The organism is Streptomyces sp. L2, assembly GCF_004124325.1.
GTDB lineage: Bacteria > Actinomycetota > Actinomycetes > Streptomycetales > Streptomycetaceae > Streptomyces.
Map to the genome: position 1 here is coordinate 5,960,099 of NZ_QBDT01000001.1, position 25,433 is coordinate 5,985,531.

Genomic DNA, 25,433 nt, shown 5'->3' on the forward strand with positions numbered 1-25,433 from the left:
GGGCGGAAGATCACACCGGGTCGTACGTCCGCTCGACCTTCTGGGTGCCGGTGCGGGTGCGGTAGGAGCGTTGCCAGGAGGCGGTCGCGTTCTTGTCCGTGCGGTCGGACAGGACGTAGTAGTCCATCTGGGCGCGGTCGGCGGTGATGTCCAGGACGCCGTAGCCGTGCCGGTCGGTGTCGACCCAGTGGACGTGCCGGTTGGCGGCGCGGATGACCGGTGCGGCGATCGCGGAGACGAAGCCCTCGGGGACCTTCACGATGTCGTCGAGGTTGTCGGAGGTCATCGAGGTGACGACGAACTCGGTGGCCGCCGACGCCGACAGCGGGTAGGTGCCCGCGTCGACGGGCACGTCGTTGGCCCACGCCATGTGGATGTCACCGGTCAGGAAGACGGTGTTGCCGATGGCGTGGGAGCGCAGGTGGGCCAGCAGTTCGCGGCGGTCGTCCGTGTAGCCGTCCCACGCGTCGGTGTCGAGGGCGATGCCCTCCTGCGGCAGCCCGAGCAGCTTGGCCAGCGGCTTGAGGAGGTCCGCGGTCAGGGAGCCCACGACGAACGGGGAGATCATCACGGGGTTGCCGACCAGCCGCCATTTGGTGTCGGACGCCGCCAGGCCCGCCTTCAGCCAGTCGAGCTGGGCCCGGCCGGTGATCGTACGGTCCGGGTCGTCGACCGAGCCGTTGCCCGTGGCGGCCTGCTGGGAGCGGAAGGAGCGCAGGTCCAGCAGGGACAGGTCGGCGAGCTTGCCGAACCGCAGCCGGCGGTAGGTGGTGCCGGCTATGGCCGGGCGGACCGGCATCCACTCGAAGTAGGCCTGCTTCGCGGCGGCCTGACGGTCCTTCCAGGTGCCCTCGGCGCCCTCGGTGTGGTTCACCGCGCCGCCCGACCAGGCGTTGTCGGCGAACTCGTGGTCGTCCCATATCGCGATGACCGGCGCCTTCGCGTGCAGCGCCTGGAGGTCGGGGTCGGTCTTGTACTTCGCGTGCCGGATCCGGTAGTCGGCGAGCGTGATGATCTCGTGGGTGGGCGCGTGCTCGCGGACGACGGTGCCCCGTGCCGCGTACTCACCGGACTTGTACTCGTAGATGTAGTCGCCGAGGTGCAGCCAGGCGTCGAGGTCGCCGCGGGCGGCGAGGTGGCGGTACGGCGCGAAGTAGCCCGCCTCCCAGTTGGCGCAGGAGACCACGCCGAAGCGCAGGCCGGTGACGGCCGCGTCCGCCGCCGGCGCGGTACGGGTGCGCGCGACGGGGGAGTCTGTGCCGCCGGCCGAGAAGCGGAACCAGTAGTCGGTGGCGGGGCGCAGGCCGCGGATGTCGGCCTTCACGGTGTGGTCGGAGGCGGCCGTCGTCGTCGTGGAGCCCTTGGCGACGATCGTGCTGAACGCCTTGTCGGCGGCGACGACCCAGCTCACCTCGGTGTCCGGCCCGGCCCCGGAGCCGGGCGTCGCCTCGGGGGTGGGGGTCACCCGGGTCCACAGCAGGACGCCGTCGGGCAGCGGGTCGCCGGAGGCGACACCGTGCAGGAAGGCGGGGGCGTCGGTGGCGGCGCGGGCCGGCAGCGCGGTGGCGAGGGGCGCGGCCAGCACAGCGGTCGCCGCCGCGGCCTTGACGACCGTACGGCGGCGTGGGGACAGCGAGTTGACGCTGTCGGCGAAGTCGGAAGCTCTGTATCGACTGGTCACGACCGATCAGGTTACTGATCGGTATGCGAAAGGGCGGGCGAACTCCGAAAGTTCGCCCGCCCTTCACGTGGAGGCCGGTCTTCAGCGGGGGACGGTGTCGGCGGCCTTGATCAGGGCATCGCTCTTGCCGCGCGCAGGGCTGGTCCACCGCGATCCGGCCCGGGGTCGTACCGGGTCAGCAGTGCTTCACCGTGCCCGACTTGAGGGCCAGGTGTCCGTTGTAGATCCATCCCTCGTTCACGCGGGTCCACTGGTTGCCGTACTGGTTGATGGTGTAGCACCAGGCGTTCAGGTTGTGGCCCGGCGCCATGCTCATCACGGCCGTGCACGCCGACCCGGGCTCCTTGTACGCCGTCGCGCCGCCCACGACCACGACAACCCCGTTGGATATGTTGCTCGCCGACACGTGATCGCAGGATGCGGCAGCCGCCGTGCCCGCGGTCGCCACGTTCACCGCGATGCCGCTCACGGCCAGCGCCGTCGCTCCCAGTACCGACGCCAGCTTCTTGTGGACTCCCATGTGTACCCCTCGTTCTGGTCAAGATCGTCTTGCGAATCTTGATCAAACCGGCAACCGGCGGAGCCCACCACGGGGTTTCCGGAAAAAATCTGGCCGAAATGTTCGTGGCGGAGCGCGATTTCAACCTCAAGGCGGACGTGTGTTGGCAGGACGGGGCCCACGGGACTCATGAGCGGAAACGGGGAGCGTCCCGGGCCTGAAGTCGGCCCGGGACACTCCCCGTTTCCGTGGGCCGCGGAACTAGGAGTTCAGAGCCTTCTGAATCGCGGTATTGAAGTCGGCGACCGACATGGGGGGATTCTTGCCGTCGCTGCCGGTGAGGACCTTGCCGTCCATGAGCAGCGTCGGGGTCCCCTGGAAACCGTACTTCTTTCCGTCCGTGTTGAACTTGTCGCTCATCACCAGGGCCCACTTGTCGTAGGTCCCCTTCTTCACGGCATTCTGGAACGCCGTGTTGTTCTTGAGGGCGCTCACTGTGTTCGCCACCTTGATCAGGTAGTCGTCGCTCTTGAACTTGTCGTCCTGCTCATCCGGGTGGTACTTCGTCGAGTAGAGAGCGCTCTTGTAGTCGAGGAAGGCCTCGGGGCTGACGTTCAGGGCCGCGCCCAGTGCGCTCAGCGCGTTCTTGGAGCCCTCGCCCGGGATGTTGTTGTCGATGAACGTGGCGCCGACGTACTGAATCTTGAACTTGCCGGCATCGAGATCCTTCTTGACCGTCGAGCCGACCGTCTGCTCGAACTGGGCGCAGACCGGGCAGCGCGGGTCCTCGTACATCACGAGGGTCTTCTTGGCGGTGCTCTTTCCGATGACGACGGTCGTACCGTCCGTCCCCGTGCTGTTGGCCGGCTTGACCAGCTTCTCCTTTTTCACCGCATCCCAGCCGCTGGGCTTGTTGGCCTGGACGACGGCGTAGCCGATGCCGCCTGCCGCGGCCAGGACGACGACGATCGAGGCGGCGACGATGCCCTGCCGCTTGGCCTTGTCGCGCTTGGCCTGGCGCTCGCGCTCCTGGCGCAGCCGCTCCCGGGCCGCGTTCTTCGAGGCCTGGCTGTTCCGCTTGCTCATCTTGGTGATCTCCATGGGGGACGCGCACACGTGGTACGCGGAATACGAAGGGGGACTGGTCGTGCTCAGGCGGAGGCCGGGGAGCACGGCGGTCCACGCCGTCCCAGGGAGTGGGCGAGGAGCAGGTCGCGGGCGGCGGCCGTTCTCGGGGCCGGGCGCGGCAGCCGGCGCGGCGCGGACACTCGTTCCGAGTCGGCGGCGGATGCCGGGAGCAGGGGGCGGACCGCCCTCAGAGCCGTCGCCGCGAGCGCGCGCAGCAGCTGGGTCAGGGCCCGCTCGCCCCGGCGCAGCCAGGCGGCGGCCAGCAGGCCGACCCCGACGTGCACGGCGAGCAGCAGCCAGGCCGCGGCGGGGCTCGCGTGGGCGAGCAGCGCGTCGGCGCGGGTCGCACCGCCGGTCACCTGCGCCAGCGGGGTGCCGACGGCGCCGCCCTCGCAGAGCACGTCGAAGCCGACCGCGTGCAGCGGGCCCGCGACCGGGCCGCCCGCCCTGCCGTAGCAGGCCTGCTGCCCGGTGGTGAACACCGTGTCCGCCGTCAGCTCCAGCGGGATCAGCAGGGCGGCGATCCGGGCGAAGCCGCGCTCCCGGCCGGCCAGCAGGTACGCCGTGGCGAACACGCCGGCGGCGACCGCGGCCACCGTGCCGAACGGCAGGGGGGCCTGGGACAGCAGCACGTGCGACGCGGTGCTGAGCGTCACGACGACGGCCGTGAACAGCGCCGCGCGCACGGCTCTGAGCTGGGTCCCGGATATGTCCATAGCGAGAGGACAGTGTGGCACGCCGGCCGTTAAGGGAGCCCTAAAGGGTGGCTGTGAGTCCGGGAAGGTTACAGGCCCGGAATCCGGCCGTTGCGGAACAGGTCGACGAAGACCTGGTGATCGGCGCGCGCGCGTGCGCCGTAGCTGTGCGCGAAGTCCACCAGGAGGGGTGCGAAGCCCTCCTCGTCGGCCGCGAGGGCCGCGTCGATGGCCCGCTCGGTGGAGAACGGCACCAGGGACTCGCCGGAGGTGTCGTCCGCCGCCGCGTGCATGGTGGCCGTGGCCCGGCCGAGGTCGGCGACGACGGCCGCGATCTCCTCCGGGTCGTCGATGTCGCCCCAGTCCAGGTCCACCGCGTACGGCGAGACCTCGGCGACCAGCTGTCCCGTGCCGTCCAGCTCGGTCCAGCCCAGCCACGGGTCGGCGTGCGCCTGGAGGGCGCGCTGGGAGATCACCGTGCGGTGGCCCTCGTGCTGGAAGTAGCCGCGGATCGCCGGGTCGGTGATGTGGCGGGAGACCGCCGGGTGCTGCGCCTGCTTGATGTAGATCACGACGTCGTTCTCCAGGGCGTCGCTGTGCCCCTCCAGCAGGATGTTGTACGACGGCAGCCCGGCCGAACCGATGCCGATCCCGCGGCGGCCGACGACGTCCTTGACCCGGTAGGAGTCGGGGTGGGCCAGGGAGGTCTCCGGCAGCGTCTCCAGATAGCCGTCGAAGGCGGCCAGGACCTTGTAGCGGGTGGCCGCGTCCAGCTCGATGGAGCCGCCGCCCGGCGCGAAGCGGCGCTCGAAGTCGCGGATCTCCGTCATCGAGTCCAGCAGCCCGAACCGGGTCAGCGAGCGGGCGTCGCGCAGCGCGTCCAGCAGCGGCCCCTGCGCGGTGTCCAGCGTGAACGGCGGCACCTCGTCGCTCTTGGCGCCCGTGGCCAGCGCGTGGATCCGCTCCCGGTAGGCCGCCGCGTAGATCGTCACCAGCTCGGTGATCTGCTCGTCGCTGAGCGCCTTCGCGTACCCGATGAGCGCGATCGACGCCGAGAACCGCTTGACGTCCCAGGTGAACGGGCCGACGTAGGCCTCGTCGAAGTCGTTGACGTTGAAGACCAGGCGGCCGTTGGAGTCCATGTACGTGCCGAAGTTCTCGGCGTGCAGGTCGCCGTGGATCCACACGCGCGAGGTGCGGTCGTCCAGGTACGGGCCGCCGCGCTTCTCCGCGTCGAGATCGTGGTAGAAGAGGCACGCCGTGCCCCGGTAGAACGCGAAGGCCGAGGCCGCCATCTTCCGGAACTTCACCCGGAACGCGGCCGGGTCGGCGGCCAGGAGCCGGCCGAAGGCGGTGTCGAAGACGGCGAGGATCTCCTCGCCGCGCTGCTCGTCGCTGAGCTGGGGGACCGACATCGCTGGGTGCCTCCTGGTACGGAACGGGTGGTGCGTGAACTTCGGATACGGGCCGGACACGGTTCCGACGGCTCTTCCGCCGTCTTCAACGGGCGACGCCACGCGGGAGTGCCCGGTTCCCGCACGACGGTACGTCGGGATGCCCCACGAGTGTCAGTGGCCGGGCATAGACTTCGACGCTGACCCCCAGAGCGTCCGCCAGCCCGTCGTCAGCCGACCGTCAGCATGTCATCCGCCCGTCGCCCAGAGTTTCCGTTGGAGGCCGAAACCGTGTCCAAGCCGCCGTTCACGCACCTGCACGTCCACACCCAGTACTCGCTGCTGGACGGCGCCGCGCGGCTGAAGGACATGTTCAACGCGTGCAACGAGATGGGCATGACGCACATCGCCATGTCCGACCACGGCAACCTCCACGGGGCGTACGACTTCTTCCATTCCGCGAAGAAGGCCGGAATCACCCCGATCATCGGGATCGAGGCGTATGTCGCCCCCGAGTCCCGGCGCAACAAGCGCAAGATCCAGTGGGGCCAGCCGCACCAGAAGCGCGACGACGTCTCCGGCTCCGGCGGTTACACCCACAAGACGATGTGGGCGGTGAACAGCACCGGCCTGCACAACCTCTTCCGCCTCTCCTCCGACGCGTACGCCGAGGGCTGGCTGCAGAAGTGGCCCCGGATGGACAAGGAGACCATCTCCCAGTGGTCCGAGGGCATCGTCGCCTCCACCGGCTGCCCCTCCGGCGAGGTGCAGACCCGGCTGCGCCTCGGCCACTTCGACGAGGCCCTCAAGGCCGCCGCCGACTACCAGGACATCTTCGGCAAGGACCGCTACTTCCTGGAGCTGATGGACCACGGCATCGACATCGAGCACCGGGTCCGCGACGGCCTGCTGGAGATCGGCAAGAAGCTCGGCATCCCCCCGCTGGTCACCAACGACTCGCACTACACCTACGCGCACGAGGCCGGCGCGCACGACGCCCTGCTGTGCATCCAGACCGGCAAGAACCTCTCCGACCCCGACCGCTTCAAGTTCGACGGCACCGGCTACTACCTGAAGTCCACCGACGAGATGTACGCCATCGACTCCTCGGACGCCTGGCAGGAGGGCTGCGCCAACACCCTCCTGGTCGCCGAGATGGTCGACACCGAGGGCATGTTCCTCAAGCGCGACCTCATGCCCAAGTTCGACATCCCCGAGGGCTACACCGAGGTCACCTGGTTCAAGGAGGAGGTCCGCCGCGGCATGGAGCGGCGCTTCCCCGGCGGCGTCCCCGACGACCGCCAGAAGCAGGTCGAGTACGAGATGGACATCATCATCCAGATGGGGTTCCCGGGGTACTTCCTCGTGGTCGCCGACTTCATCATGTGGGCCAAGAACAACGGCATCGCCGTCGGCCCCGGCCGAGGCTCCGCGGCCGGCTCGATCGTCGCCTACGCCATGGGCATCACCGACCTCGACCCGATCCCGCACGGCCTGATCTTCGAGCGGTTCCTCAACCCCGAGCGCGTCTCCATGCCCGACGTCGACATCGACTTCGACGAGCGCAGGCGCGTCGAGGTCATCCGGTACGTCACGGAGAAGTACGGCGCCGACAAGGTCGCCATGATCGGCACCTACGGCAAGATCAAGGCCAAGAACGCCATCAAGGACTCCGCGCGCGTGCTGGGCTACCCGTACGCCATGGGCGACCGCCTCACCAAGGCGATGCCCGCCGACGTCCTCGGCAAGGGCATCGACCTCAACGGCATCACCGACTCCTCGCACCCCCGGTACAACGAGGCGGGCGAGATCCGCTCGATGTACGAGAACGAGCCCGACGTGAAGAAGGTCATCGACACCGCCAAGGGCGTCGAGGGCCTGGTGCGGCAGATGGGCGTGCACGCGGCCGGCGTGATCATGTCCAGCGAGACCATCACCGAGCACGTGCCCGTCTGGGTCCGGCACACCGACGGCGTCACCATCACGCAGTGGGACTACCCGAGCTGCGAGTCGCTCGGCCTGCTGAAGATGGACTTCCTCGGCCTGCGCAACCTGACGATCATGGACGACGCCGTCAAGATGGTGAAGTCCAACAAGGGCACCGACATCGACCTGCTGTCGCTGCCGCTCGACGACCCGACGACGTTCGAACTGCTCCAGCGCGGCGACACCCTCGGCGTCTTCCAGTTCGACGGCGGCCCCATGCGCTCGCTGCTGCGGCTGATGAAGCCCGACAACTTCGAGGACATCTCCGCCGTCTCCGCGCTCTACCGTCCCGGCCCGATGGGCATGGACTCGCACACCAACTACGCGCTGCGCAAGAACAAGCTCCAGGAGATCACCCCCATCCACAAGGAGCTCGAAGAGCCCCTCAAGGAGGTCCTGGACGTCACCTACGGCCTGATCGTCTACCAGGAGCAGGTGCAGAAGGCCGCCCAGATCATCGCCGGCTACTCGCTCGGCGAGGCCGACATCCTGCGCCGCGTGATGGGCAAGAAGAAGCCCGACGAACTGGCGAAGAACTTCACCATCTTCCAGGCCGGCGCGCAGAAGAACGGCTACACCGACGAGGCCATCCAGGCCCTGTGGGACGTGCTGGTCCCGTTCGCCGGCTACGCGTTCAACAAAGCCCACTCCGCCGCCTACGGCCTGGTGTCCTACTGGACCGCCTACCTGAAGGCCAACTACCCCGCCGAGTACATGGCCGCGCTGCTGACCTCCGTCAAGGACGACAAGGACAAGTCGGCGATCTACCTCAACGAGTGCCGCCGCATGGGCATCAAGGTGCTCCCGCCGAACGTCAACGAGTCGGTGCACAACTTCGCCGCCCAGGGCGACGACGTCATCCTGTTCGGCCTCGAAGCCGTGCGCAACGTCGGCACGAACGTCGTCGAGTCCATCATCAGGAGCCGCAAGGCCAAGGGGAAGTACGTCTCCTTCCCCGACTACCTCGACAAGGTCGAGGCGGTCGCCTGCAACAAGCGCACCACCGAGTCGCTGATCAAGGCCGGTGCCTTCGACACGATGGGCCACACCCGCAAGGGGCTCACCGCACAGTACGAACCGATGATCGACAACGTGGTCGCGGTCAAGCGCAAGGAGGCCGAGGGGCAGTTCGACCTCTTCGGCGGCGGCGACGAGGACAGCAGCGAGCCCGGCTTCGGACTCGACGTGGAGTTCACCACCGAGGAGTGGGACAAGACCTACCTGCTCGCCCAGGAGCGGGAGATGCTCGGGCTGTACGTCTCCGACCACCCGCTCTTCGGCCTCGAACACGTGCTGTCCGACAAGGCCGACGCCGGCATCTCCCAGCTCACCGGCGGCGAGCACGCCGACGGCGCGGTCGTCACCATCGGCGGCATCATCTCCGGCCTCCAGCGCAAGATGACCAAGCAGGGCAACGCCTGGGCGATCGCCACGGTCGAGGACCTCGCCGGCTCCATCGAGTGCATGTTCTTCCCGGCGACGTACCAGCTCATCTCGACCCAACTCGTCGAGGACGCCGTCGTGTTCGTCAAGGGCCGCCTCGACAAGCGCGAGGACGTGCCCCGGCTCGTCGCCATGGAGCTGATGGTCCCCGACCTGTCCAACGCCGGCACCAACGCGCCCGTGGTCCTCACCATCCCCGCGACGAGGGTCACCCCGCCGATGGTCAGCAGGCTCGGCGAGATCCTCAGCCACCACAAGGGCGACAGCGAGGTCCGCATCAAGCTCCAGGGTCCGCGCAAGACCACCGTGCTGCGCCTGGACCGGCACCGGGTCAAGCCCGACCCGGCCCTCTTCGGCGACCTGAAGGTGCTGCTCGGCCCGTCCTGCCTGGCCGGCTGAACCGCACAGGCGGGAACCAGCTGAACCGCACGGCGGGGAACCGGCCGAGCCGCACGGGCGAGAAGGGGCGCACCCTCGACGGGTGCGCCCCTTCTGCGTGCCTGGGCCTGAACCGGCCCTTTAGTTGTGGCCGTAGCGCTTCGGCTGTTTACGGCCCGAGTCGCCGGGGTCACCGGGGATGTGGGACACCGGCGCCTCGTGCATGTCCGTCGTCTGCGACTGCTCGCGGGCGGGCATGTTCTGCGGGCCGCGGTTCTTCTGGGCGGGCTGCTTGCGGTTCTTGTTCTTGGCCATGGTGATCTGCCTCCTGAGGGGGATCTAGGGGCCAGGGCCGGATTCAGATTCACATACGCCGACATCGGGCGCATGTCGGATAATTACCGTGTGTGACAGGGAAGGTGGGTGCGCGAGATCCGCAAACGCCACGCCGAAGATCGAGTTCGGGCCGTTAACCCCCGCGCGGTCGGGCAGACTCGAAGGAAGTCCGAAGCAAAGCCTCCCGGGAAGAGGGTGAGTCGCGTGGACCGCTGCATCGTCCTGGTGGACGCCGGATATCTGCTGGGGGCCGCCGCCAGCCTTCTCGCCGGCGAGCCCTCCCGGTCCCGGATCACCGTCGACCACACCGCGCTGATCCAGGCCCTGCGCGAACGCGCGGAGTCCGAGACCGGGCGCCCCCTGCTGCGCATCTACTGGTTCGACGGCGCGCCCGACCGCGTCCCCCAGCCGGAGCACCGCCGGCTGCGCGTGATGCCCCGGGTCACCGTCCGGCTCGGCGCCCTCACCCGCAGCGACGGACGCTGGGCGCAGAAGGGCGTGGACGCCGCCATGCACGCCGAGCTGACCGAGCTGGCCCGCAACCGCGCCTGCTCCGACGTCGTCCTCGTCACCGGCGACGGCGATCTGCTGCCCGGCATGATGGCCGCCAAGGAGCACGGCGTCGCCGTCCACCTGTGGGCCGTACAGGCCGCCGACGGCGACTACAACCAGTCCGAGGACCTCGTCGCCGAGGCCGACGAACGCCGCGTGCTGGACCGGGCCTGGATCACCCAGGCCGTGCGCGCCCGGGAACTGACCGGCGTGTGCGCGCCACAGCCCGCGACCCGGCCCGAGATCGCCGCGATCCTCTCCGCGCCGCTGCCCGAGTCCGGGCTCTCCGCGGCCGGCGAACGGCCCGCCCCCGAGACCGCCCGCCCGCCGGCCGCCGCGGCGACGGAGAACGGCGCGCGGGAGCAGGTGCCCGCCGCCAAGGGCGTCCCCACGCCCAAGGACCTCGCCGCCCTGCGCGCGCCCGGCGCGCAGGCCGTGCAGCACCCGGCGACCGCGACCCTGCGCTGGTCCTCCGACAAGGGCTGGGTAGACCGGCCCGGCACGGTTTCCGAACCGCCCGAGATCGCCTCCATGCCGACGCTGGCCCAGCTGACCACCGCGGAGCAGCGCTGGGCCGACCGGGAGGAGGACATCACCACCGTCGGCGGCGACCCCTTCGAGGTGGGGCAGGTCTTCGCCCGCCGCTGGATGTCCCGGCTGGGCGACCAGAGCCATGTGCAGCGGCTGTCCACGATGTACCCGCGCATCCCGCACCGCGTCGACGGCGAGCTGCTGCGCTACGCCGCCCGGTTCGGCCTCCTCGCCCACAAGGACGACCAGATCGACGAGCACGACCGGTACGCCATCCGGGCCGGCTTCTGGCGCGAGTTCGACGTCCCGGCCACAGCCGAACCCGCGGGCACGCCGGACTGAGCCGCCCGCGACCGGGTGGCCCGGCCGGGGTGAGAGCCGGGGTGAGACCGGCACCGCCGGGTCGCGGGCCGGCGGCCGCGCTCCGCCGCGGGCGCGTTCGGGGCGGAGCGGGCCCGGCAGGCGGCCGAGCGGTCGCGGCGCGTGAGGGGGTGAGCGATCGCGCCACCCGTCGCGCCGCCCACAGCGGCTGAGCGCTGTCGCACAGGACCGCGTGGGCGTGCGCCCGTCCGGAGGCGGGGGCGGCCCGTCCGGCGGCCGAGCGGTCGCGCTGTGTGAGGGCGAGTGATCGCTCCACCCCTCGCGTTCCGTGCGGTGCGGTGGCTGAGCGCCGTCGCCCGGCCACTGCGCGGGTGCACTCGCCCCGGGGGCGTGGGAAGCGGCCCCAAAGGCGAGTAAAGGGGGTGGACCCCGTACCCTCGTGGTTTGTGAGTACGCGCGCGGGACAGGCACTTCGTGGTGACGAGGTCGTACGTGTGCGCGGGCTCGGCAAGACGTACCCGGCCGTGAAGGGGCGGCGCGGCGCGGCGGGGACACCCGAGGTGCGGGCCACCGACGAGGTGGCACTGGATGTGCGCCGCGGCGAGATCTTCGGGCTGCTCGGGCCGAACGGCGCCGGCAAGTCCACCCTCGTGCGGCAGCTCACGGGCCTGCTGCGGCCCGACACCGGCAGCGTGGAGATCCTCGGGCACGACATCGTGCGGCACCCCGAGCGGGCCGCCCGGCTCCTCGCCTACCTGGGGCAGGAGTCCTCCGCCCTGGACGAGCTGACCGTCTCCCTCGCCGCCGAGACCACCGGTCGCCTGCGCGGCCTGGACGCGACCCGGGCGCGGGCCGAGCGGGACGCCGTCCTCGACGAACTCGGCCTCACCCCGATCGCCGGCCGGGCCCTGAAGAAGCTGTCCGGCGGCCAGCGGCGCCTCGCCTGCTTCGCCGCCGCCCTCGTCGGCGAGCGCCCGCTGCTCGTGCTGGACGAGCCGACCACCGGCATGGACCCGGTGGCCCGGCGCGCGGTCTGGGCGGCCGTGGACCGGCGGCGGGCCGAACGCGGCACGACCGTGCTGCTCGTCACCCACAACGTCATCGAGGCCGAGACCGTGCTCGACCGGGTCGCCGTGCTCGACCAGGGCCGGGTCATCGCCTGCGACAGCCCCGCCGGGCTCAAGGAGCGGGTGGCCGGCGAGGTGCGTGTCGAGCTGGTGTGGCGGGACCGGGCGCCGCTGGACGTGCCCGAGGTGGCCGTCCTGCGGGAGCGTGCCGTGGAGTCCGGCCGGCGCTGGACGCTGCGGCTCGCCCCCGAGGAGGCCCGCGCCGCCGTCGCGACCGTGACCGGCGGCGCCGCCTTCGCCGCGCTGGACGACTTCACGCTCGCCACGCCCAGCCTGGAGGACGTCTACCTGGCGCTCGGCGGCGCGGCCCGGCAGGGTCTGGTGAGGACATGAGCGCGGGAGCCGCGGAATGCGTACGGGTGGCCGTGGGGAAGAGGAGCAGCTCGTCGTGAGTGTCGTATCCGCGGAGGTTCTGCCGGACGGTGCCCGGACCGTGCCCGGCACGGCACCGGGTGCCGTGGCCGAGCTGGGCCCGCGCGCCCGGCTGTGGCCGTCGCTGGTGGCCGTCTACCGGGCCCAGCTGTCCCGGGCCCGGGTCGCCAGGATCCCGTTGCTGTTCGTGGCGACCTTCCAGTCCGTCGGCATCGCCGTGATGATGCGGGGCGTCGTGGACAGCACGAGCGAGGCGCAGTCCGTGGTGGCCGGCTCGTCCGTGCTCGTCGTCGCCTACGTGGCGCTCAACCTGCTGTCGCAGTACTTCGGGCAGCTGCGGGCCAGCGGCGGCCTCGACCACTACGCCACCCTGCCCGTGCCGCCCGCGGCGGTCGTGCTCGGCGCGGCCGGGGCGTACGCGTCCTTCACCGTGCCGGGGACCCTGGTGACCGCCGTCTTCGGCTGCGTGCTGTTCGGGCTGCCGCTGTCCAACCTGTGGGTGCTGCTCGCGGTGATCCCCCTCGCGGGGGCCGCCCTGTCGGGCCTCGGCGCCGCCTGCGGGCTGCTCGCGCCCCGGCCCGAGCTGGCCACGCTGCTCGGTCAGCTGGGCATGTCGGCGGCGCTGCTGCTCGGCGTCCTGCCGGCGGACCGGATGCCCGAGGCCGTACGGCTGGCGCGGGACCTGCTGCCCTCCACCTACGGCGTGGAGGCCTACGCCCGGACATTCGGGGCACACCCCGACTGGGCCGTGGCCCTCGTCGATCTGGGGGTGTGCGCGGGTGTCGGAGTGGTCTCGCTGGCGGTGGCGACCTGGGCGTACCGCCGGGCCGCCGTCCGGTGACGCGGCGCGCCGAGCGGCCTGGCACGATGTCAGGGTGACCGCACCGCTGACTCCGCCTCCACCGCCGCACGAGCAGTCCTCCTCCCAGACCTGGCAGGCGCCGCCCGCCGGGACGGTCGGAGGCATGTACGAACAGGACGGCCCCGGGATGAAGACCGAAGTGCGGGAGGCCGCCGTGATCGCGGTGGCGGTGGCGCTGGGCGGTGTGCTGCTCGGGGTGCTGTGGTGGTGGCTGGCGCCGCACGTTCCCCTGGTCGGGCAGCATTCCGGCGACAGCTGGGTGGTGTATTTCAAGAACCCCGAGGACACCGAGGGCGAGCAGGCCATCGGCGTGGACGGAACGTTCACTCTGCTGGCACTGGCGTTCGGAGTCGTCAGCGCGGTCGCGGTGTTCCTGCTGCGACGGCGCGGCGGGGTGCCGCTGGTGGCGGCGCTGGGGCTGGGCGGCCTGCTCGGTTCGGTGCTGGCGTGGCGGCTGGGCGTGTGGATGGGGCCCGACACCGATGTGATCGCCCACGCGAAGGCGGTGGGGGCGGGGGTCGCCTTCTCGACGCCGCTGAAGCTGGGGGCGAAGGGGGCGTTGCTGGCGTGGCCGCTGGCCGCGGGGGTGGTGCATCTGGGGCTGACGGCGCTGTTCGGGCCGCGGGACCCTGAGCCGGGGGCTCCGGGTGAGGGTGGGTACGGGGTGCCGCCCGCGTAGGTTTCCCGCCCCCGCCGCCCGTACCCGTCCCGTCCTCCGGGGGCTCCGCCCCCGGACCCCCGCTATCGGCCTCCGGCCTCGTCCTCAAACGCCGGACGGGCTGGAGGTGCGGCCCACCGGTGCCATCGTCGCGCCGGTCAGTGCTGCCAGGGTTGCGGGGGCCAGCTCCACCTCCATGCCCCTGCGGCCGGCCGAGACGCGGATCGTTTCGTGGGAACGGGCCGAGTCGTCCAGGACCGTGGGGAGCTTCTTGCGCTGGCCGAGGGGGGAGATGCCGCCGCGGACGTAGCCGGTGGTGCGTTCGGCGAGGGCGGGGTCGGCCATCGTGGCGCGTTTGCCGCCGACCGCCGCCGCCAGGGCCTTGAGGTCGAGGGAGCCGGAGACCGGGACCACGGCCACCGTCAGACTGCCGTCGACGTCGGCCACGAGGGTCTTGAACACGCGGTCGGGGGAGACACCCATCGCCTCGGCCGCCTCCTCGCCGTAGGAGGGGTGGGCGGGATCGTGGTCGTAGGAGTGGACGGTGAAGTCCGCGCCCGCCGCCGTCAGCGCCACCGTGGCCGGAGTGCCGCCCGCCTGCTGCTTCTTCGCCTTCTTGGCCATCGATCCCTCAGTTCAGACTCGTCGGCGCCCGCGTCAGCTCGAACGCGGGCAGCGAGGGCAGGCTACGGATGATGGCCGTCTCCGCGCGCAGCAGTCTCAGCTCGTCCCGCAGCCGGGACGCCGTGTCCGGGGCCTGCAGCAGCCGCTGCTTCGTCGGCGTGTCCAGCACCATCGCGGCGGCCACCAGGTACGACACCACGCTCGGGTCGTCCGGCAGGTCCGCCCCCGTGGACAGCGAGCGCTCGCGGGCGCCCGCCAGCCGCTTCTGGTACTGCCGGAACGCCCGCAGGACGCCCTCGGCGAGCGCGCCGGCCTCGTCGCCGGGCTCCTCCGTCAGCTCCTCCAGCTCCGCCGTCAGGAACGGGCCCGAGGCGTCCACGGAGAGCAGCCGTACCCGGGTCGTGCCGGTCGCCAGCACCTCGAACGTGCCGTCGGGCCGCTCCCGCACGGTCGCCGCGTCCGCCACACAGCCCACCGAGTGGAGGCTCTTGAGCGGGTCGGGGCCGAAACCCGCGGCCGCGCCGCGGTCGGGCTGCGCAGTCGGATCGGGCATGCCCGGCTCACTCGGCGCCACCTCGTGGCCGTCGCGGATCGCCACGACGACGAACCGGCGCGGCTCGTCCTCGGGGGCCTTCAGGAGTTCGCGCATCATGGCGCGATAGCGCTCCTCGAAGACGTTCAGAGGAAGGACGAGTCCCGGGAACAGCGCCGAGTTCAGCGGGAAGAGGGGCAGACGGACGGTGGTCACGGCGCCCCAGCCTAATGGTCATCGGCCGCTACGGAGCCCCGCGGGCCCGCCGCGGGCACGGGCACCGGCCCCCCGCCGCCCTGCGCCGCCTCCTCCCGGTCCGCCGCGGCCAGTTCCTCGCGCAGCCGCAGGAAGTGGCCGAGCGGGTCGTCGGACTCCCGCTCCCACGGGAAGGACGTGGCGTACGGGCCCGTCAGGCGCAGTTGGACGAGGGCCTCGCGGCGCCTGCCGAGCCGGACGAGGACGCAGGCGAGGAGGTTGCGCGTCTCGGCCGCGCGGGGGTCGGCGGCCGGCAGCCGCGCGGACAGGGCGGCCGCGCGGTCGGTCGCCGCGTCCAGCCGGGCGCGCGGCACCTCGGTGCCGCCCCCGACGGTCAGGTAGCCGAACGCGGCCCGCACCGGCAGCGCCTGCACCAGCGAGTCCGCCGGGGCGTCCTGCGCGGCCCGGTCGGCGAAGTCGAAGCACTCACGATGCGAGCCCCGCCAGGAGGCGGCGAGGTAGCGCAGGGCGGCGACGTGGCAGCCGTAGTGGTGCGGGGAACGGCGTACCGCCGCCTCCCACAGCTCCCCGAAGTAGCCGTGCCCCGCCCGCGAGCCCCGCGCGTGGTCCAGGGCGATCCGCCACGGCACCGGGTCCCGGTCCTCGGCGCGGGCGGCGGCCGTGATCAGCGGGCTCACCTCGCGCAGCAGTTCCGCGCGGGCCGGCGAGGGCCAGGCCCGGTCCACGGCGAGCTGCGCCGCGACCAGCCGCAGCCCGGGGTCCCCCGGATCGGCCGCACCCCACTCCTCGAACCACTCCGGCCGCGACCGGGCGAACGCGGCGAGGCGCCGCGCGTACCGGTCCCGGTCCTCCCACTCCCGGGCACTCCGGGTGGTGGCGAGCAGCGCGGCGGCCGGCCCGTACTCACCCCGGCCGGCGGCGACCAGCGCGGGGGAGAGGCGGTCGTCGGCCCCGTCCAGCACGGGCTCGTCCTCGGCCGAGGTCCGGCCGGCGAGCCGCGAGGCACGCCGTACGGACCGCGAGGAACGGAGGAACGCGGGCAGCAGAGCCATGGTGTCGACCATTGAAAGTCCGCAGCTCACACCGACGCCAGAGCCTCCGGAAAACTCGTAGAAAGTTGTACAGGCAAAGGTCAAAGAGAGGTAAAGGGTGAGTGCGGCGAGGGGCGCTATTCCAGGTCCCTCCAGGGGGCGCCCCCTAAGGGGCGCGGGGCTGTATCGATATGCGGCTCCGCCGCGTGGGCGCGACCAGCCACGGACGGCCCGCACCCAACACACAACCGAACCGGCACAAGCAGCGCAGCTACCCGCGCCCACCCACAACGCGGACCCGACACTCACCCCCGCCGCAACAACCGAGTCGCGCCCGCCGCAACCGTCGTCGCCAGAATCCACCCCAACAGCACCATCACCGCAGCCAGCCACTGCCAAGCCCCCCGCAGCTGCCACTGCCCCGCCTGGCCCAGGTCGATCACCGGGAGCAGCAGGTCCAGCGCGAACAGCGCCGGGCTCCAGGCCGGATGCCCCCCGGAGTTGATCGGCGGATGGTCGGCGTGCGCGAAGGCGAGCGTGCCCGCCGCCCACAGCACCGCCATCCACACCGCCGCCCGGCCCGGCCGGTAGCCGTACGCCACCGTCCAGTCCTGGAGGTAGCCCCAGAACTTGCCGGCCAGCGGCAGCGTCTCGCGCCGCCGGCGCTGCCTGGCGAGCAGCACCTCGCGCGCGTCCTCGTCCTCCCCGGCGGCGCGCAGCACGGCCGCCAGCCGCTCGTACGGCTCCGGGTTGTACTCGGCGGTCGCCGCGGCCACCCAGTCCAGGCGCCGGTTCAGCGGGAACGGCCCGCGCGGCACCAGCGCCTCGTACGTGAAGCCGCCCATGTGCAGATTGCCGGGGCCCGGCCAGCTGCTCGCGCGGTCCACCAGGGTGACGATCCGCGCCCCGGACAGCAGCACCTTGCCGCGCTGCGGCCGGTCCCCGAGGAAGCGCAGCTCGGGCGTCTGCACCCGGCGCAGCGACAGGTCCTGGTCGTCGGTGAGGACGAACCGGGCCCGCTCCAGGTCCACGGCGTCGCCGAACCGCCCGTCGTCCAGCCGCACCCCGCCCCGGCACTCGAACCGCTGGACGCGCGTCCCGCGTGCCGGGGTCGTCCCGCTCAGCCGGGGGCTGCCGACGCCGGCCGGGGTCAGGTACAGGGTGCGCCCGACGGTCAGCTGCGGCGCGTTCAGCGCGAGACGGGCGTAGGGGTTGGCCAGTTTCGCCCCCCGCAGGCTCAGCGAGACACCGACCTTGGCGCTGCGCAGACTGAACTCGCCGTGCGACTCCAGCAGCTCGGCCTGCAGGTCCTGGCCGACGGTCATGCCGTCCGCCGCTATGGACCGGCCGCTGCGGTCCCGGTGCACGACCGCCTGGTTGAGCAGCAGATCGGTGCCGATGTGCGCGTCGGTGAGCCGTACCCCGTTGCGGAAGCGGCAGCGCGGCAGATGCAGGTCGCCCTCGGTGTGCACCCGGGCGGCCTCCAGGCGGGGCACCGAGCAGTCCACCAGGCGCACGGTGGTGAACCGGGCCTCGGGCAGCAGAACCTGCTGGTCGAAGCGGCAGCCGCGCATCTCGACGTACGGCGTGACCGTGCCGCCCGCCAGCTCCAGCGAGCCGGTGATCCGCACGCCCACGAGCTTCAGCGAGGACACCCGGCCCGCGAGCGCCGGCGGGCCGTCCAGCAGCAGCCAGCACACCACGCGCGCCCGCACGGAGCGCTCGGGGCCCCAGGGCTGCCCGCCGTGCGGGTCGTCCACCTCCGCGTCCCCGCTGCTCAGGTCGTACACGCTGCCACTGCGGAAGGCCTGCCACATGCCCGCCTCGACCGCGGTCAGGTCGTCCGGCAGGCCGTCGGGCAGGTCCCCGACGCGCAGGCCGGTTCCCTCGGTCACCGCTGCTTCCCTCGCTTCCCTCGATGTCCGACGCCGTCCCTCGACGGTCGTACAGCCGTGATGCCCGGTGAGTGACGGCCGGAACACAAGAGGTGAACGGGGACTCCCGGGTTTTGGCCAGGCTCTGTACCAGGCATTGGGCCGCGTTCCGTCCACGCTCTGTATCAGCCATTGATACGTGCGGACGGGTCGCGACCCCGGTCTGAGAGAATTGAGCACGTGATCTCCCGAATCGATCTGCGCGGCGACGCCCTCCCCGAGGGCCCCGCCCTGCGCGACCTGCTGCCCCGAGCCGACTTCGACGTCGCGGCCGCCCTGGAGAAGGTGCGCCCGATCTGCGAGGCCGTGCATCATCGTGGCGACGCGGCGCTGATCGACTTCGCGGAGAAGTTCGACGGAGTCCGGCTGGAATCCGTCCGGGTCCCCGAGCAGGCCCTCAAGGACGCCCTGGAGCAGCTCGACCCGGCCGTGCGCGCGGCCCTGGAGGAGTCCATCCGGCGCGCCCGCATGGTCCACCGCGCGCAGCGCCGCGCCACACACACCACGCAGGTCGTGCCGGGCGGCTCGGTCACCGAGAAGTGGGTGCCGGTCGACCGCGTCGGGCTGTACGCGCCGGGCGGCCGCTCGGTCTACCCCTCCTCCGTGATCATGAACGCGGTGCCGGCGCAGGAGGCGGGCGTCCCGTCCGTCGCGCTCGCCTCACCCGCGCAGGCCGATTTCGGTGGGCTGCCGCACCCCACGATCCTCGCCGCGTGCGCCCTGCTCGGCGTCGACGAGGTCTACGCGGCCGGCGGCGCCACCGCCGTCGCGATGTTCGCGCACGGCACCGAGTCCTGCCCCCCGGCCACCATGGTCACCGGCCCCGGCAACATCTGGGTGGCCGCCGCCAAGCGCTACTTCACCGGGAAGATCGGCATCGACGCGGAGGCCGGTCCGACCGAGATCGCGGTCCTCGCCGACTCCACCGCGGACCCGGTGCACGTGGCCTCCGACCTGATCAGCCAGGCCGAGCACGACCCGCTGGCCGCGGCCGTGCTGGTCACCGACTCCCTCGCCCTGGCCGAGGCCGTGGAGCGGGAGCTCGAACCGCAGGTCGCGGCCACCAAGCACGTCGAGGACCGCATCCGGCCCGCCCTGGCCGGCCGGCAGTCCGCGATCGTGCTGGTCGACGGCATCGAGGAGGGCCTGAAGGTCGTCGACGCGTATGGCGCCGAGCACCTGGAGATCCAGACCGCCGACGCCGCCGCCGTGGCCGACCGCGTCCGCAACGCCGGCGCGATCTTCGTCGGCCCCTGGGCCCCCGTCTCGCTGGGCGACTACGCGGCCGGGTCCAACCACGTCCTGCCCACCGGCGGCTGCGCCTGCCACTCCTCGGGCCTGTCGGTGCAGTCCTTCCTGCGCGGCATCCACATCGTCGACTACACCGAGGACGCGCTGGCCGAGGTCGCGCACCACGTGGTCACGCTGGCGGAGGCGGAGGACCTGCCCGCGCACGGCGCGGCGATCAAGGCACGGTTCGGGTGGAAGGTACCGGCGAGCAAGTGAACGACGTGAGCATCGACGATCTCCCCGTACGGGACGAGCTGCGCGGCAAGTCCCCCTACGGCGCACCCCAGTTGGACGTGCCCGTCCGGCTGAACACGAACGAGAACCCCTACCCGCTGCCCGAGGCGCTCGTCGAGCGGATCACGGAGCGGGTCCGCGAGGCCGCCCGGAACCTGAACCGCTACCCCGACCGGGACGCGGTCGAGCTGCGCACCGAACTGGCCAGGTACCTGACGAAGACCGGCGGCCACCCGCTCGGCGCCGAGAACGTGTGGGCCGCCAACGGCTCCAACGAGGTCATCCAGCAACTGCTGCAGACCTTCGGCGGACCCGGCCGCACCGCGCTCGGCTTCGAGCCGTCGTACTCGATGCACGCGCTCATCGCGCGCGGTACCGGCACCGGCTGGATCTCCGGGCCCCGCGGCGAGGACTTCACGATCGACCTCGCCGCCGCCGAACGGGCGATCGCCGAGCACCGCCCGGACGTCCTCTTCCTCACCACCCCCAACAACCCCACGGGCAACGCGGTCCCGCCCGCCACGGTCCTCGCGCTGTACGAGGCCGCGCAGGCCGCGAAGCCGTCCATGGTGATCCTCGACGAGGCCTACATCGAGTTCAGCCACGGCGACTCGCTGCTGCCGCTGCTGGAGGGCCGGCCGCGTCTGGTCGTCTCCCGCACCATGTCGAAGGCCTTCGGCGCGGCCGGCCTGCGCCTCGGGTACATGGCCGCCCACCCCGCCGTCGTGGACGCCGTCCAGCTCGTCCGGCTGCCGTACCACCTGTCCGCCGTCACCCAGGCGACCGCCCTGGCCGCCCTGGAGCACACCGACACGCTGCTCGGCTACGTCGAGCAGCTGAAGGCGGAGCGCGACCGGCTGGTCACCGAGCTGCGCGCCATCGGCTACGACGTCACCGAGTCGGACGCCAACTTCGTCCAGTTCGGCCGGTTCGAGGACGCCCACCGGGCGTGGCAGAAGATCCTCGACCACGGCGTGCTGGTCCGGGACAACGGCGTACCCGGGTGGCTGCGGGTGTCCGCCGGCACCCCGGAGGAGAACGACGCGTTCCTGGACGCGGTCCGTGAGCTGATGAAGGAGTTGTACGCATGAACCGCGTTGGACGCGTGGAGCGCACCACCAAGGAGACCTCGGTCGTCGTCGAGATCAACCTCGACGGCACCGGGAAGACCGACATCGCCACCGGCGTCGGCTTCTACGACCACATGCTCGACCAGCTCGGCCGGCACGGTCTGTTCGACCTCACCGTGAAGACCGACGGCGACCTGCACATCGACTCCCACCACACCATCGAGGACACCGCCCTCGCGCTCGGCGCCGCCTTCAAGCAGGCCCTCGGCGACAAGGTGGGCATCTACCGCTTCGGCAACTGCACGGTCCCGCTGGACGAGTCCCTCGCCCAGGTCACCGTCGACCTGTCCGGCCGCCCGTACCTCGTGCACACCGAGCCCGAGAAGATGGCGCCGATGATCGGCGAGTACGACACGACGATGACACGGCACATCCTGGAGTCCTTCGTCGCCCAGGCCCAGGTCGCGCTGCACGTGCACGTACCCTACGGACGCAACGCGCACCACATCGTGGAGTGCCAGTTCAAGGCGCTCGCGCGGGCGCTGCGCTACGCCAGCGAGCGCGACCCGCGCGCGGCCGGCATCCTCCCGTCGACGAAGGGCGCGCTGTAAACCCATGAACGGTCTCTCGACCCTCCTGATCGTCGTCGGCCTCTTCCTCGTCGGCGGGATCGTCTCCTTCGTCAAGCAGAAGATGCCCACCAGCCTCATCGTGCTGCTGTCGATCGGCGCGGCCATGTGCCTGGTCGCGGGCGTCATGCGGCTGGAGGTGTGGAGTTGAGCAGCCCCAAGCGGGTGGTCGTCTTCGACTACGGCTTCGGCAACGTCCGCTCCGCCGAGCGCGCCCTCGCGCGCGAGGGCGCCGACGTCGAGATCACCCGCGACTTCGACACGGCGATGAACGCCGACGGCCTGCTGGTGCCGGGCGTCGGCGCGTTCGCCGCCTGTATGAAGGGCCTGCGCGCGGCCCGCGGCGACTGGATCGTCGACCGCCGGCTGTCGGGTGGCCGCCCGGTCATGGGCATCTGCGTAGGCATGCAGATCCTCTTCTCGCGCGGCATCGAGCACGGCGTGGAGGCCGAGGGCCTGGACGAGTGGCCCGGCACGGTGGAGCCGCTCCAGGCCGACGTCGTCCCGCACATGGGCTGGAACACCGTCGACGCCCCGGCCGACTCCCGGCTGTTCGCCGGCCTGGACGCCGACGCCCGCTACTACTTCGTGCACTCCTACGCCGTCCACGACTGGACCCTGGAAACACACCACGCGGCGATGGCGGCGCCCAAGGTCACCTGGTCCACGCACGGCAAGCCGTTCGTGGCCGCCGTGGAGAACGGCGCCCTGTGGGCCACCCAGTTCCACCCCGAGAAGTCCGGCGACGCCGGAGCGCAGCTGCTGAACAACTGGATCGGAACCCTCTGATGGCTTCGAAGCTCGAACTCCTCCCCGCCGTCGACGTCCGCGACGGCCAGGCCGTCCGCCTGGTGCACGGCGAGTCCGGGACCGAGACGTCCTACGGCTCCCCGCTGGAGGCCGCCCTCGCCTGGCAGCGCTCCGGCGCCGAGTGGCTGCACCTGGTCGACCTGGACGCCGCGTTCGGCACCGGAGACAACCGTGAGCTGATCGCCGAGGTCGCGAAGGCCATGGACATCAAGGTGGAGCTGTCCGGGGGCATCCGCGACGACGCCTCCCTGGCCGCCGCGCTCGCCACCGGCTGCACCCGCGTCAACCTCGGCACCGCCGCGCTGGAGACCCCCGAGTGGGTCGCCAAGGTCATCGCCGAGCACGGCGACAAGATCGCCGTCGGCCTCGACGTCCGCGGCACCACGCTCCGCGGCCGCGGCTGGACCCGCGACGGCGGCGACCTCTACGAGACGCTGGAGCGCCTGAACAACGAGGGCTGCGCCCGGTACGTCGTCACCGACATCGCCAAGGACGGCACCCTTCAGGGCCCCAACCTGGAGCTGCTGAAGAACGTCTGCGCGGCCACGGACCGTCCGGTCGTCGCCTCCGGAGGCGTCTCCTCCCTCGACGACCTGCGCGCGATCTCCGGCCTCGTCCCGGCGGGTGTCGAGGGCGCGATCGTCGGGAAGGCGCTGTACGCGAAGGCGTTCACCCTGGAAGAGGCGCTGGAGGCGGTAGCCAAGTGAGCGATCTGCGACGCGTGCCGGGCGGCGGTCCCTGGGAGGAGCAGTTCGGCTACTCCCGTGCGGTGGAGCTGCCGAACGGCCTGGTGCTGGTCTCGGGCTGCACGTCCGTCGTGGACGGGCAGATCGCCGGGGGCGGCCCGTACGAGCAGACGGTGAACGCCTTCGGTGTCGCGTTCGCGGCGCTGGAGCAGCTCGGCCTCGGCCGGAAGGACGTCGTCCGCACGCGCATGTACATCACCCACGCGCGGGACGTGGACGACGTCGGCCGGGCCCACAAGGAGCTGTTCGACGCCGTCCGGCCCGCAGCGTCCATGATCATCGTCTCCGGTTTCGTCGACCCCAGCCTGGTCGTCGAGGTCGAGGTGGAGGCGTTCCGGGGAGGGGCGGCATGACGCTGGCCGTACGGGTCATCCCCTGCCTGGACGTCGACAACGGCCGGGTCGTCAAGGGCGTCAACTTCCAGAACCTGCGCGACGCGGGCGACCCCGTCGAGATGGCCAAGGTGTATGACGCCGAGGGCGCCGACGAGCTGACGTTCCTGGACATCACGGCGTCCTCGGGCAACCGCGAGACGACGTACGACGTGGTCCGCCGCACCGCCGAGCAGGTGTTCATCCCGCTCACGGTCGGCGGCGGCGTCCGCACCGCCGACGACGTGGACAAACTGCTGCGGGCGGGCGCGGACAAGGTGGGCGTCAACACGGCGGCCATCGCGCGCCCGGACCTCATCCGCGAGATCGCCGAACGCTTCGGCCGCCAGGTCCTGGTCCTGTCGGTCGACGCCCGCCGCACGGAGTCCGGCTCCTTCGAGGTCACGACCCACGGCGGCCGCAAGGGCACCGGCATCGACGCCGTCGAGTGGGCGCACCGGGCGGCCGACCTGGGCGCGGGCGAGATCCTGCTGAACTCCATGGACGCCGACGGCACGAAGGACGGCTACGACCTGGAGATGATCGCCGCCGTCCGCAAACACGTCACGGTCCCCGTGATCGCCTCCGGCGGCGCCGGCACCCTCGCCCACTTCCCCCCGGCGATCGACGCGGGCGCCGACGCGGTCCTCGCCGCCTCGGTCTTCCACTTCGGCGACCTGCGCATCGGCGAGGTCAAGGAAACCTTGCGAGGCGCTGGGCATCCCGTGCGGTAGTCCTGGGGTCGCGTCACTCGTCGTTCACGCGAGCGTCGTGCCGTGTGGGATCGCCGGGGTGTGCGGCCTCTGCTGCGGGCCGCTGCGCCGCGCCGAACTGCCGGGCTGAGCTGGGGCGCCGCGGCTCAGCGCGGCGGCCCGGTCAGCTGGATCAGGTTGCCGACGGTGTCGTCGAGGACGGCGGCCAGGACCGGGCCCTGCTCCTGCGGGGGATGCGTGAAGCGGACGCCCAGGGCGCGCAGCCGGCGGTACTCCGCGCGGAGGTCGTCCACGGAGAACACGATGCAGGGGATGCCGGCCTCGTACAGCGCCCGGCGGAACGGCTCCGCGATCGGCCCGTCGCCCGGCTCCAGCAGCAGCTGCACATCCGGCTGGGCGCCCTCACGCGCGCCGACCGTGACGAACAGGGCACCCCCGCCGAGGTCCCGGTGCAGACGTGTCTCGAAGCCGAGGACGTCCGTGTAGAAGGCCTGCGCCCGGGCCACGTCGTCGACGAACACGCCGGTCATCGCGACCTTGATCACGGCCGGGCCGCCCTTCTCAGATGCCCAGCTGCTTCGACTCGTGCAGCCGGGTGATCGCGTCCTTGTCGCCCTCCAGCTCCACGTCCGCCGCGCTCTGCCGCCCGTACGCGAACATCAGCAGCTCCGACGCCTCACCGGTCGCCGTGACCACCGGCGTACCCCGCCGGGCGACCGCCGTCTGCCCGTTCGTGCGGCGCAGCACCAGACCCGTCGGCAGACCCCGGCCCATCAGCCGGGCGGTGCGCTCCAGCCGGGACCACAGGGCCTCCTGGAACACGGGGTCCAGCTCGCGCGGGGACCAGTCCGGCTGGGCCCGGCGGACATCCTCCGCGTGCACGTAGAACTCGACGGTGTTCGCCGCCTCGTCGACCTGCTTGAGCTGGAAGGGCGAGAACCGCGGCGGCCCCGTCCGGATCAGCTGGATCAGCTCCTCGTACGGCTTCGCGGTGAACTCCTCCATCACCCGGTCGAGGCGCGACGCGAGCTGCTTGATCAGCGCGCCCCCGGCCGCGTCCGGGCGCCGCTCGCGCACCACCACGTGCGCGGCCAGGTCACGGGTCCGCCAGCCCTCGCAGAGGGTCGGGGCCTCGGGCCCGGCGGTTTCCAAGAGGTCGGCGAGCAGGAGCCGTTCACGCTTGGCGAAGGTCGACATACCGTCAGCCTACGACCGACCACTCGTCCCGCACAGTGGACACGGCCGTCACTGTCAGTGGCAGGCGGCAGAA

25 protein-coding genes are annotated in these 25,433 nt (G+C 71.7%); 13 read left to right on the top strand and 12 right to left on the bottom strand.

Going from position 1 to position 25,433, the window contains the following annotated elements; all coding sequences use genetic code 11:
• Positions 1 to 10: 10 nt before the first annotated feature.
• The 5 genes from DBP14_RS26620 to DBP14_RS26640 form a co-directional block, all read right to left on the bottom strand.
• Positions 11 to 1,681, bottom strand: a complete 1,671-nt coding sequence (locus tag DBP14_RS26620; protein WP_129309639.1) for an alkaline phosphatase D family protein — start codon at positions 1,679 to 1,681, stop codon at positions 11 to 13.
• A gap of 175 nt (positions 1,682 to 1,856) precedes the next feature.
• A complete protein-coding gene (locus DBP14_RS26625) occupies positions 1,857 to 2,201 on the bottom strand; it encodes a hypothetical protein (protein WP_129309640.1) in 345 nt (114 codons plus the stop codon).
• Between the two features lie 240 nt (positions 2,202 to 2,441).
• The gene (locus tag DBP14_RS26630) at positions 2,442 to 3,266 is read right to left on the bottom strand and encodes a thioredoxin domain-containing protein (protein ID WP_129309641.1); all 825 of its coding nucleotides are present in this window, start codon (positions 3,264 to 3,266) and stop codon (positions 2,442 to 2,444) included.
• A gap of 65 nt (positions 3,267 to 3,331) precedes the next feature.
• Positions 3,332 to 4,024, bottom strand: coding sequence for a hypothetical protein (locus DBP14_RS26635; RefSeq protein ID WP_129309642.1), 693 nt, complete (start codon positions 4,022 to 4,024; stop codon positions 3,332 to 3,334).
• A gap of 68 nt (positions 4,025 to 4,092) precedes the next feature.
• Positions 4,093 to 5,418 (bottom strand): DUF2252 domain-containing protein, encoded by a 1,326-nt coding sequence (locus tag DBP14_RS26640; RefSeq protein ID WP_129309643.1) that lies wholly within the window; start codon positions 5,416 to 5,418, stop codon positions 4,093 to 4,095.
• A gap of 270 nt (positions 5,419 to 5,688) precedes the next feature.
• On the opposite strand from DBP14_RS26640, the gene dnaE reads away from it, so the two are divergent.
• Positions 5,689 to 9,225 carry a DNA polymerase III subunit alpha gene (gene dnaE, locus DBP14_RS26645; RefSeq protein ID WP_129309644.1) on the top strand — a complete coding sequence of 1,179 codons (3,537 nt, stop codon included), beginning with the start codon at positions 5,689 to 5,691 and terminating at the stop codon, positions 9,223 to 9,225.
• 120 nt (positions 9,226 to 9,345) lie between these two features.
• Here dnaE and DBP14_RS36225 read toward each other — a convergent pair whose 3' ends face one another.
• Positions 9,346 to 9,519 carry a hypothetical protein gene (locus DBP14_RS36225; RefSeq protein ID WP_164992544.1) on the bottom strand — a complete coding sequence of 58 codons (174 nt, stop codon included), beginning with the start codon at positions 9,517 to 9,519 and terminating at the stop codon, positions 9,346 to 9,348.
• 225 nt (positions 9,520 to 9,744) lie between these two features.
• Here DBP14_RS36225 and DBP14_RS26650 point away from each other — a divergent pair, with 225 nt between their 5' ends.
• The 4 genes from DBP14_RS26650 (at position 9,745) to DBP14_RS26665 (ending at position 13,984) form a co-directional block, all read left to right on the top strand.
• On the top strand, positions 9,745 to 10,965 hold the full coding sequence (locus DBP14_RS26650; protein ID WP_129309645.1) for an NYN domain-containing protein: 1,221 nt from the start codon (positions 9,745 to 9,747) through the stop codon (positions 10,963 to 10,965).
• Positions 10,966 to 11,390: 425 nt separating this feature from the next.
• Positions 11,391 to 12,404, top strand: coding sequence for an ABC transporter ATP-binding protein (locus DBP14_RS26655; RefSeq protein WP_129309646.1), 1,014 nt, complete (start codon positions 11,391 to 11,393; stop codon positions 12,402 to 12,404).
• Positions 12,405 to 12,459: 55 nt separating this feature from the next.
• Positions 12,460 to 13,284 (top strand): ABC transporter permease, encoded by an 825-nt coding sequence (locus DBP14_RS26660; RefSeq protein WP_129309647.1) that lies wholly within the window; start codon positions 12,460 to 12,462, stop codon positions 13,282 to 13,284.
• 34 nt (positions 13,285 to 13,318) lie between these two features.
• A complete protein-coding gene (locus DBP14_RS26665) occupies positions 13,319 to 13,984 on the top strand; it encodes an AAA family ATPase (protein ID WP_129309648.1) in 666 nt (221 codons plus the stop codon).
• A gap of 84 nt (positions 13,985 to 14,068) precedes the next feature.
• On the opposite strand, the gene ybaK is transcribed toward DBP14_RS26665, so the two are convergent.
• The 4 genes from ybaK to DBP14_RS26685 all read right to left on the bottom strand — a co-directional run bounded on the left by ybaK (position 14,069) and on the right by DBP14_RS26685 (position 18,261).
• Positions 14,069 to 14,587: a Cys-tRNA(Pro) deacylase gene (gene ybaK / locus DBP14_RS26670; protein ID WP_129309649.1), complete on the bottom strand. Its 519-nt coding sequence runs from the start codon at positions 14,585 to 14,587 to the stop codon at positions 14,069 to 14,071.
• Between the two features lie 7 nt (positions 14,588 to 14,594).
• Positions 14,595 to 15,335 (bottom strand): LON peptidase substrate-binding domain-containing protein, encoded by a 741-nt coding sequence (locus DBP14_RS26675; RefSeq protein WP_129309650.1) that lies wholly within the window; start codon positions 15,333 to 15,335, stop codon positions 14,595 to 14,597.
• An 11-nt stretch (positions 15,336 to 15,346) separates the two neighbouring features.
• The gene (locus DBP14_RS26680) at positions 15,347 to 16,399 is read right to left on the bottom strand and encodes a hypothetical protein (RefSeq protein ID WP_241741041.1); all 1,053 of its coding nucleotides are present in this window, start codon (positions 16,397 to 16,399) and stop codon (positions 15,347 to 15,349) included.
• A 272-nt stretch (positions 16,400 to 16,671) separates the two neighbouring features.
• Positions 16,672 to 18,261: an oxidoreductase gene (locus tag DBP14_RS26685; protein WP_129309651.1), complete on the bottom strand. Its 1,590-nt coding sequence runs from the start codon at positions 18,259 to 18,261 to the stop codon at positions 16,672 to 16,674.
• A 219-nt stretch (positions 18,262 to 18,480) separates the two neighbouring features.
• Between DBP14_RS26685 and hisD the strand changes: the two genes are divergently transcribed.
• Genes hisD through hisF form a run of 8 tightly spaced genes read left to right on the top strand, consistent with a single transcriptional unit; the run spans position 18,481 to position 24,184 of the window.
• Positions 18,481 to 19,806, top strand: coding sequence for a histidinol dehydrogenase (hisD, locus tag DBP14_RS26690; protein ID WP_129309652.1), 1,326 nt, complete (start codon positions 18,481 to 18,483; stop codon positions 19,804 to 19,806).
• Entirely contained in the window at positions 19,803 to 20,915 is a 1,113-nt protein-coding gene (locus DBP14_RS26695) for a histidinol-phosphate transaminase (RefSeq protein WP_129309653.1), read from the top strand. The genes hisD and DBP14_RS26695 overlap by 4 nt, the downstream gene beginning before the upstream one ends.
• Positions 20,912 to 21,505 carry an imidazoleglycerol-phosphate dehydratase HisB gene (gene hisB / locus DBP14_RS26700; protein WP_129309654.1) on the top strand — a complete coding sequence of 198 codons (594 nt, stop codon included), beginning with the start codon at positions 20,912 to 20,914 and terminating at the stop codon, positions 21,503 to 21,505. Before DBP14_RS26695 ends, hisB begins: the two co-directional genes overlap by 4 nt.
• 4 nt (positions 21,506 to 21,509) lie before the next feature.
• Positions 21,510 to 21,674 carry a hypothetical protein gene (locus DBP14_RS36230; protein ID WP_164992414.1) on the top strand — a complete coding sequence of 55 codons (165 nt, stop codon included), beginning with the start codon at positions 21,510 to 21,512 and terminating at the stop codon, positions 21,672 to 21,674.
• On the top strand, positions 21,665 to 22,312 hold the full coding sequence (gene hisH / locus DBP14_RS26705) for an imidazole glycerol phosphate synthase subunit HisH (RefSeq protein WP_129309655.1): 648 nt from the start codon (positions 21,665 to 21,667) through the stop codon (positions 22,310 to 22,312). The genes DBP14_RS36230 and hisH overlap by 10 nt, the downstream gene beginning before the upstream one ends.
• Entirely contained in the window at positions 22,312 to 23,040 is a 729-nt protein-coding gene (priA, locus tag DBP14_RS26710) for a bifunctional 1-(5-phosphoribosyl)-5-((5-phosphoribosylamino)methylideneamino)imidazole-4-carboxamide isomerase/phosphoribosylanthranilate isomerase PriA (RefSeq protein ID WP_129309656.1), read from the top strand. Before hisH ends, priA begins: the two co-directional genes overlap by 1 nt.
• Entirely contained in the window at positions 23,037 to 23,432 is a 396-nt protein-coding gene (locus DBP14_RS26715) for a RidA family protein (RefSeq protein WP_129309657.1), read from the top strand. The genes priA and DBP14_RS26715 overlap by 4 nt, the downstream gene beginning before the upstream one ends.
• Positions 23,429 to 24,184: an imidazole glycerol phosphate synthase subunit HisF gene (hisF, locus tag DBP14_RS26720; RefSeq protein WP_129309658.1), complete on the top strand. Its 756-nt coding sequence runs from the start codon at positions 23,429 to 23,431 to the stop codon at positions 24,182 to 24,184. The genes DBP14_RS26715 and hisF overlap by 4 nt, the downstream gene beginning before the upstream one ends.
• 125 nt (positions 24,185 to 24,309) lie before the next feature.
• Here hisF and DBP14_RS26725 read toward each other — a convergent pair whose 3' ends face one another.
• Together DBP14_RS26725 and DBP14_RS26730 are read right to left on the bottom strand one after the other, a co-directional pair.
• Positions 24,310 to 24,708, bottom strand: coding sequence for a VOC family protein (locus DBP14_RS26725; protein ID WP_129309659.1), 399 nt, complete (start codon positions 24,706 to 24,708; stop codon positions 24,310 to 24,312).
• A gap of 16 nt (positions 24,709 to 24,724) precedes the next feature.
• On the bottom strand, positions 24,725 to 25,360 hold the full coding sequence (locus DBP14_RS26730) for a TIGR03085 family metal-binding protein (RefSeq protein ID WP_129309660.1): 636 nt from the start codon (positions 25,358 to 25,360) through the stop codon (positions 24,725 to 24,727).
• Positions 25,361 to 25,433: the final 73 nt, after the last annotated feature.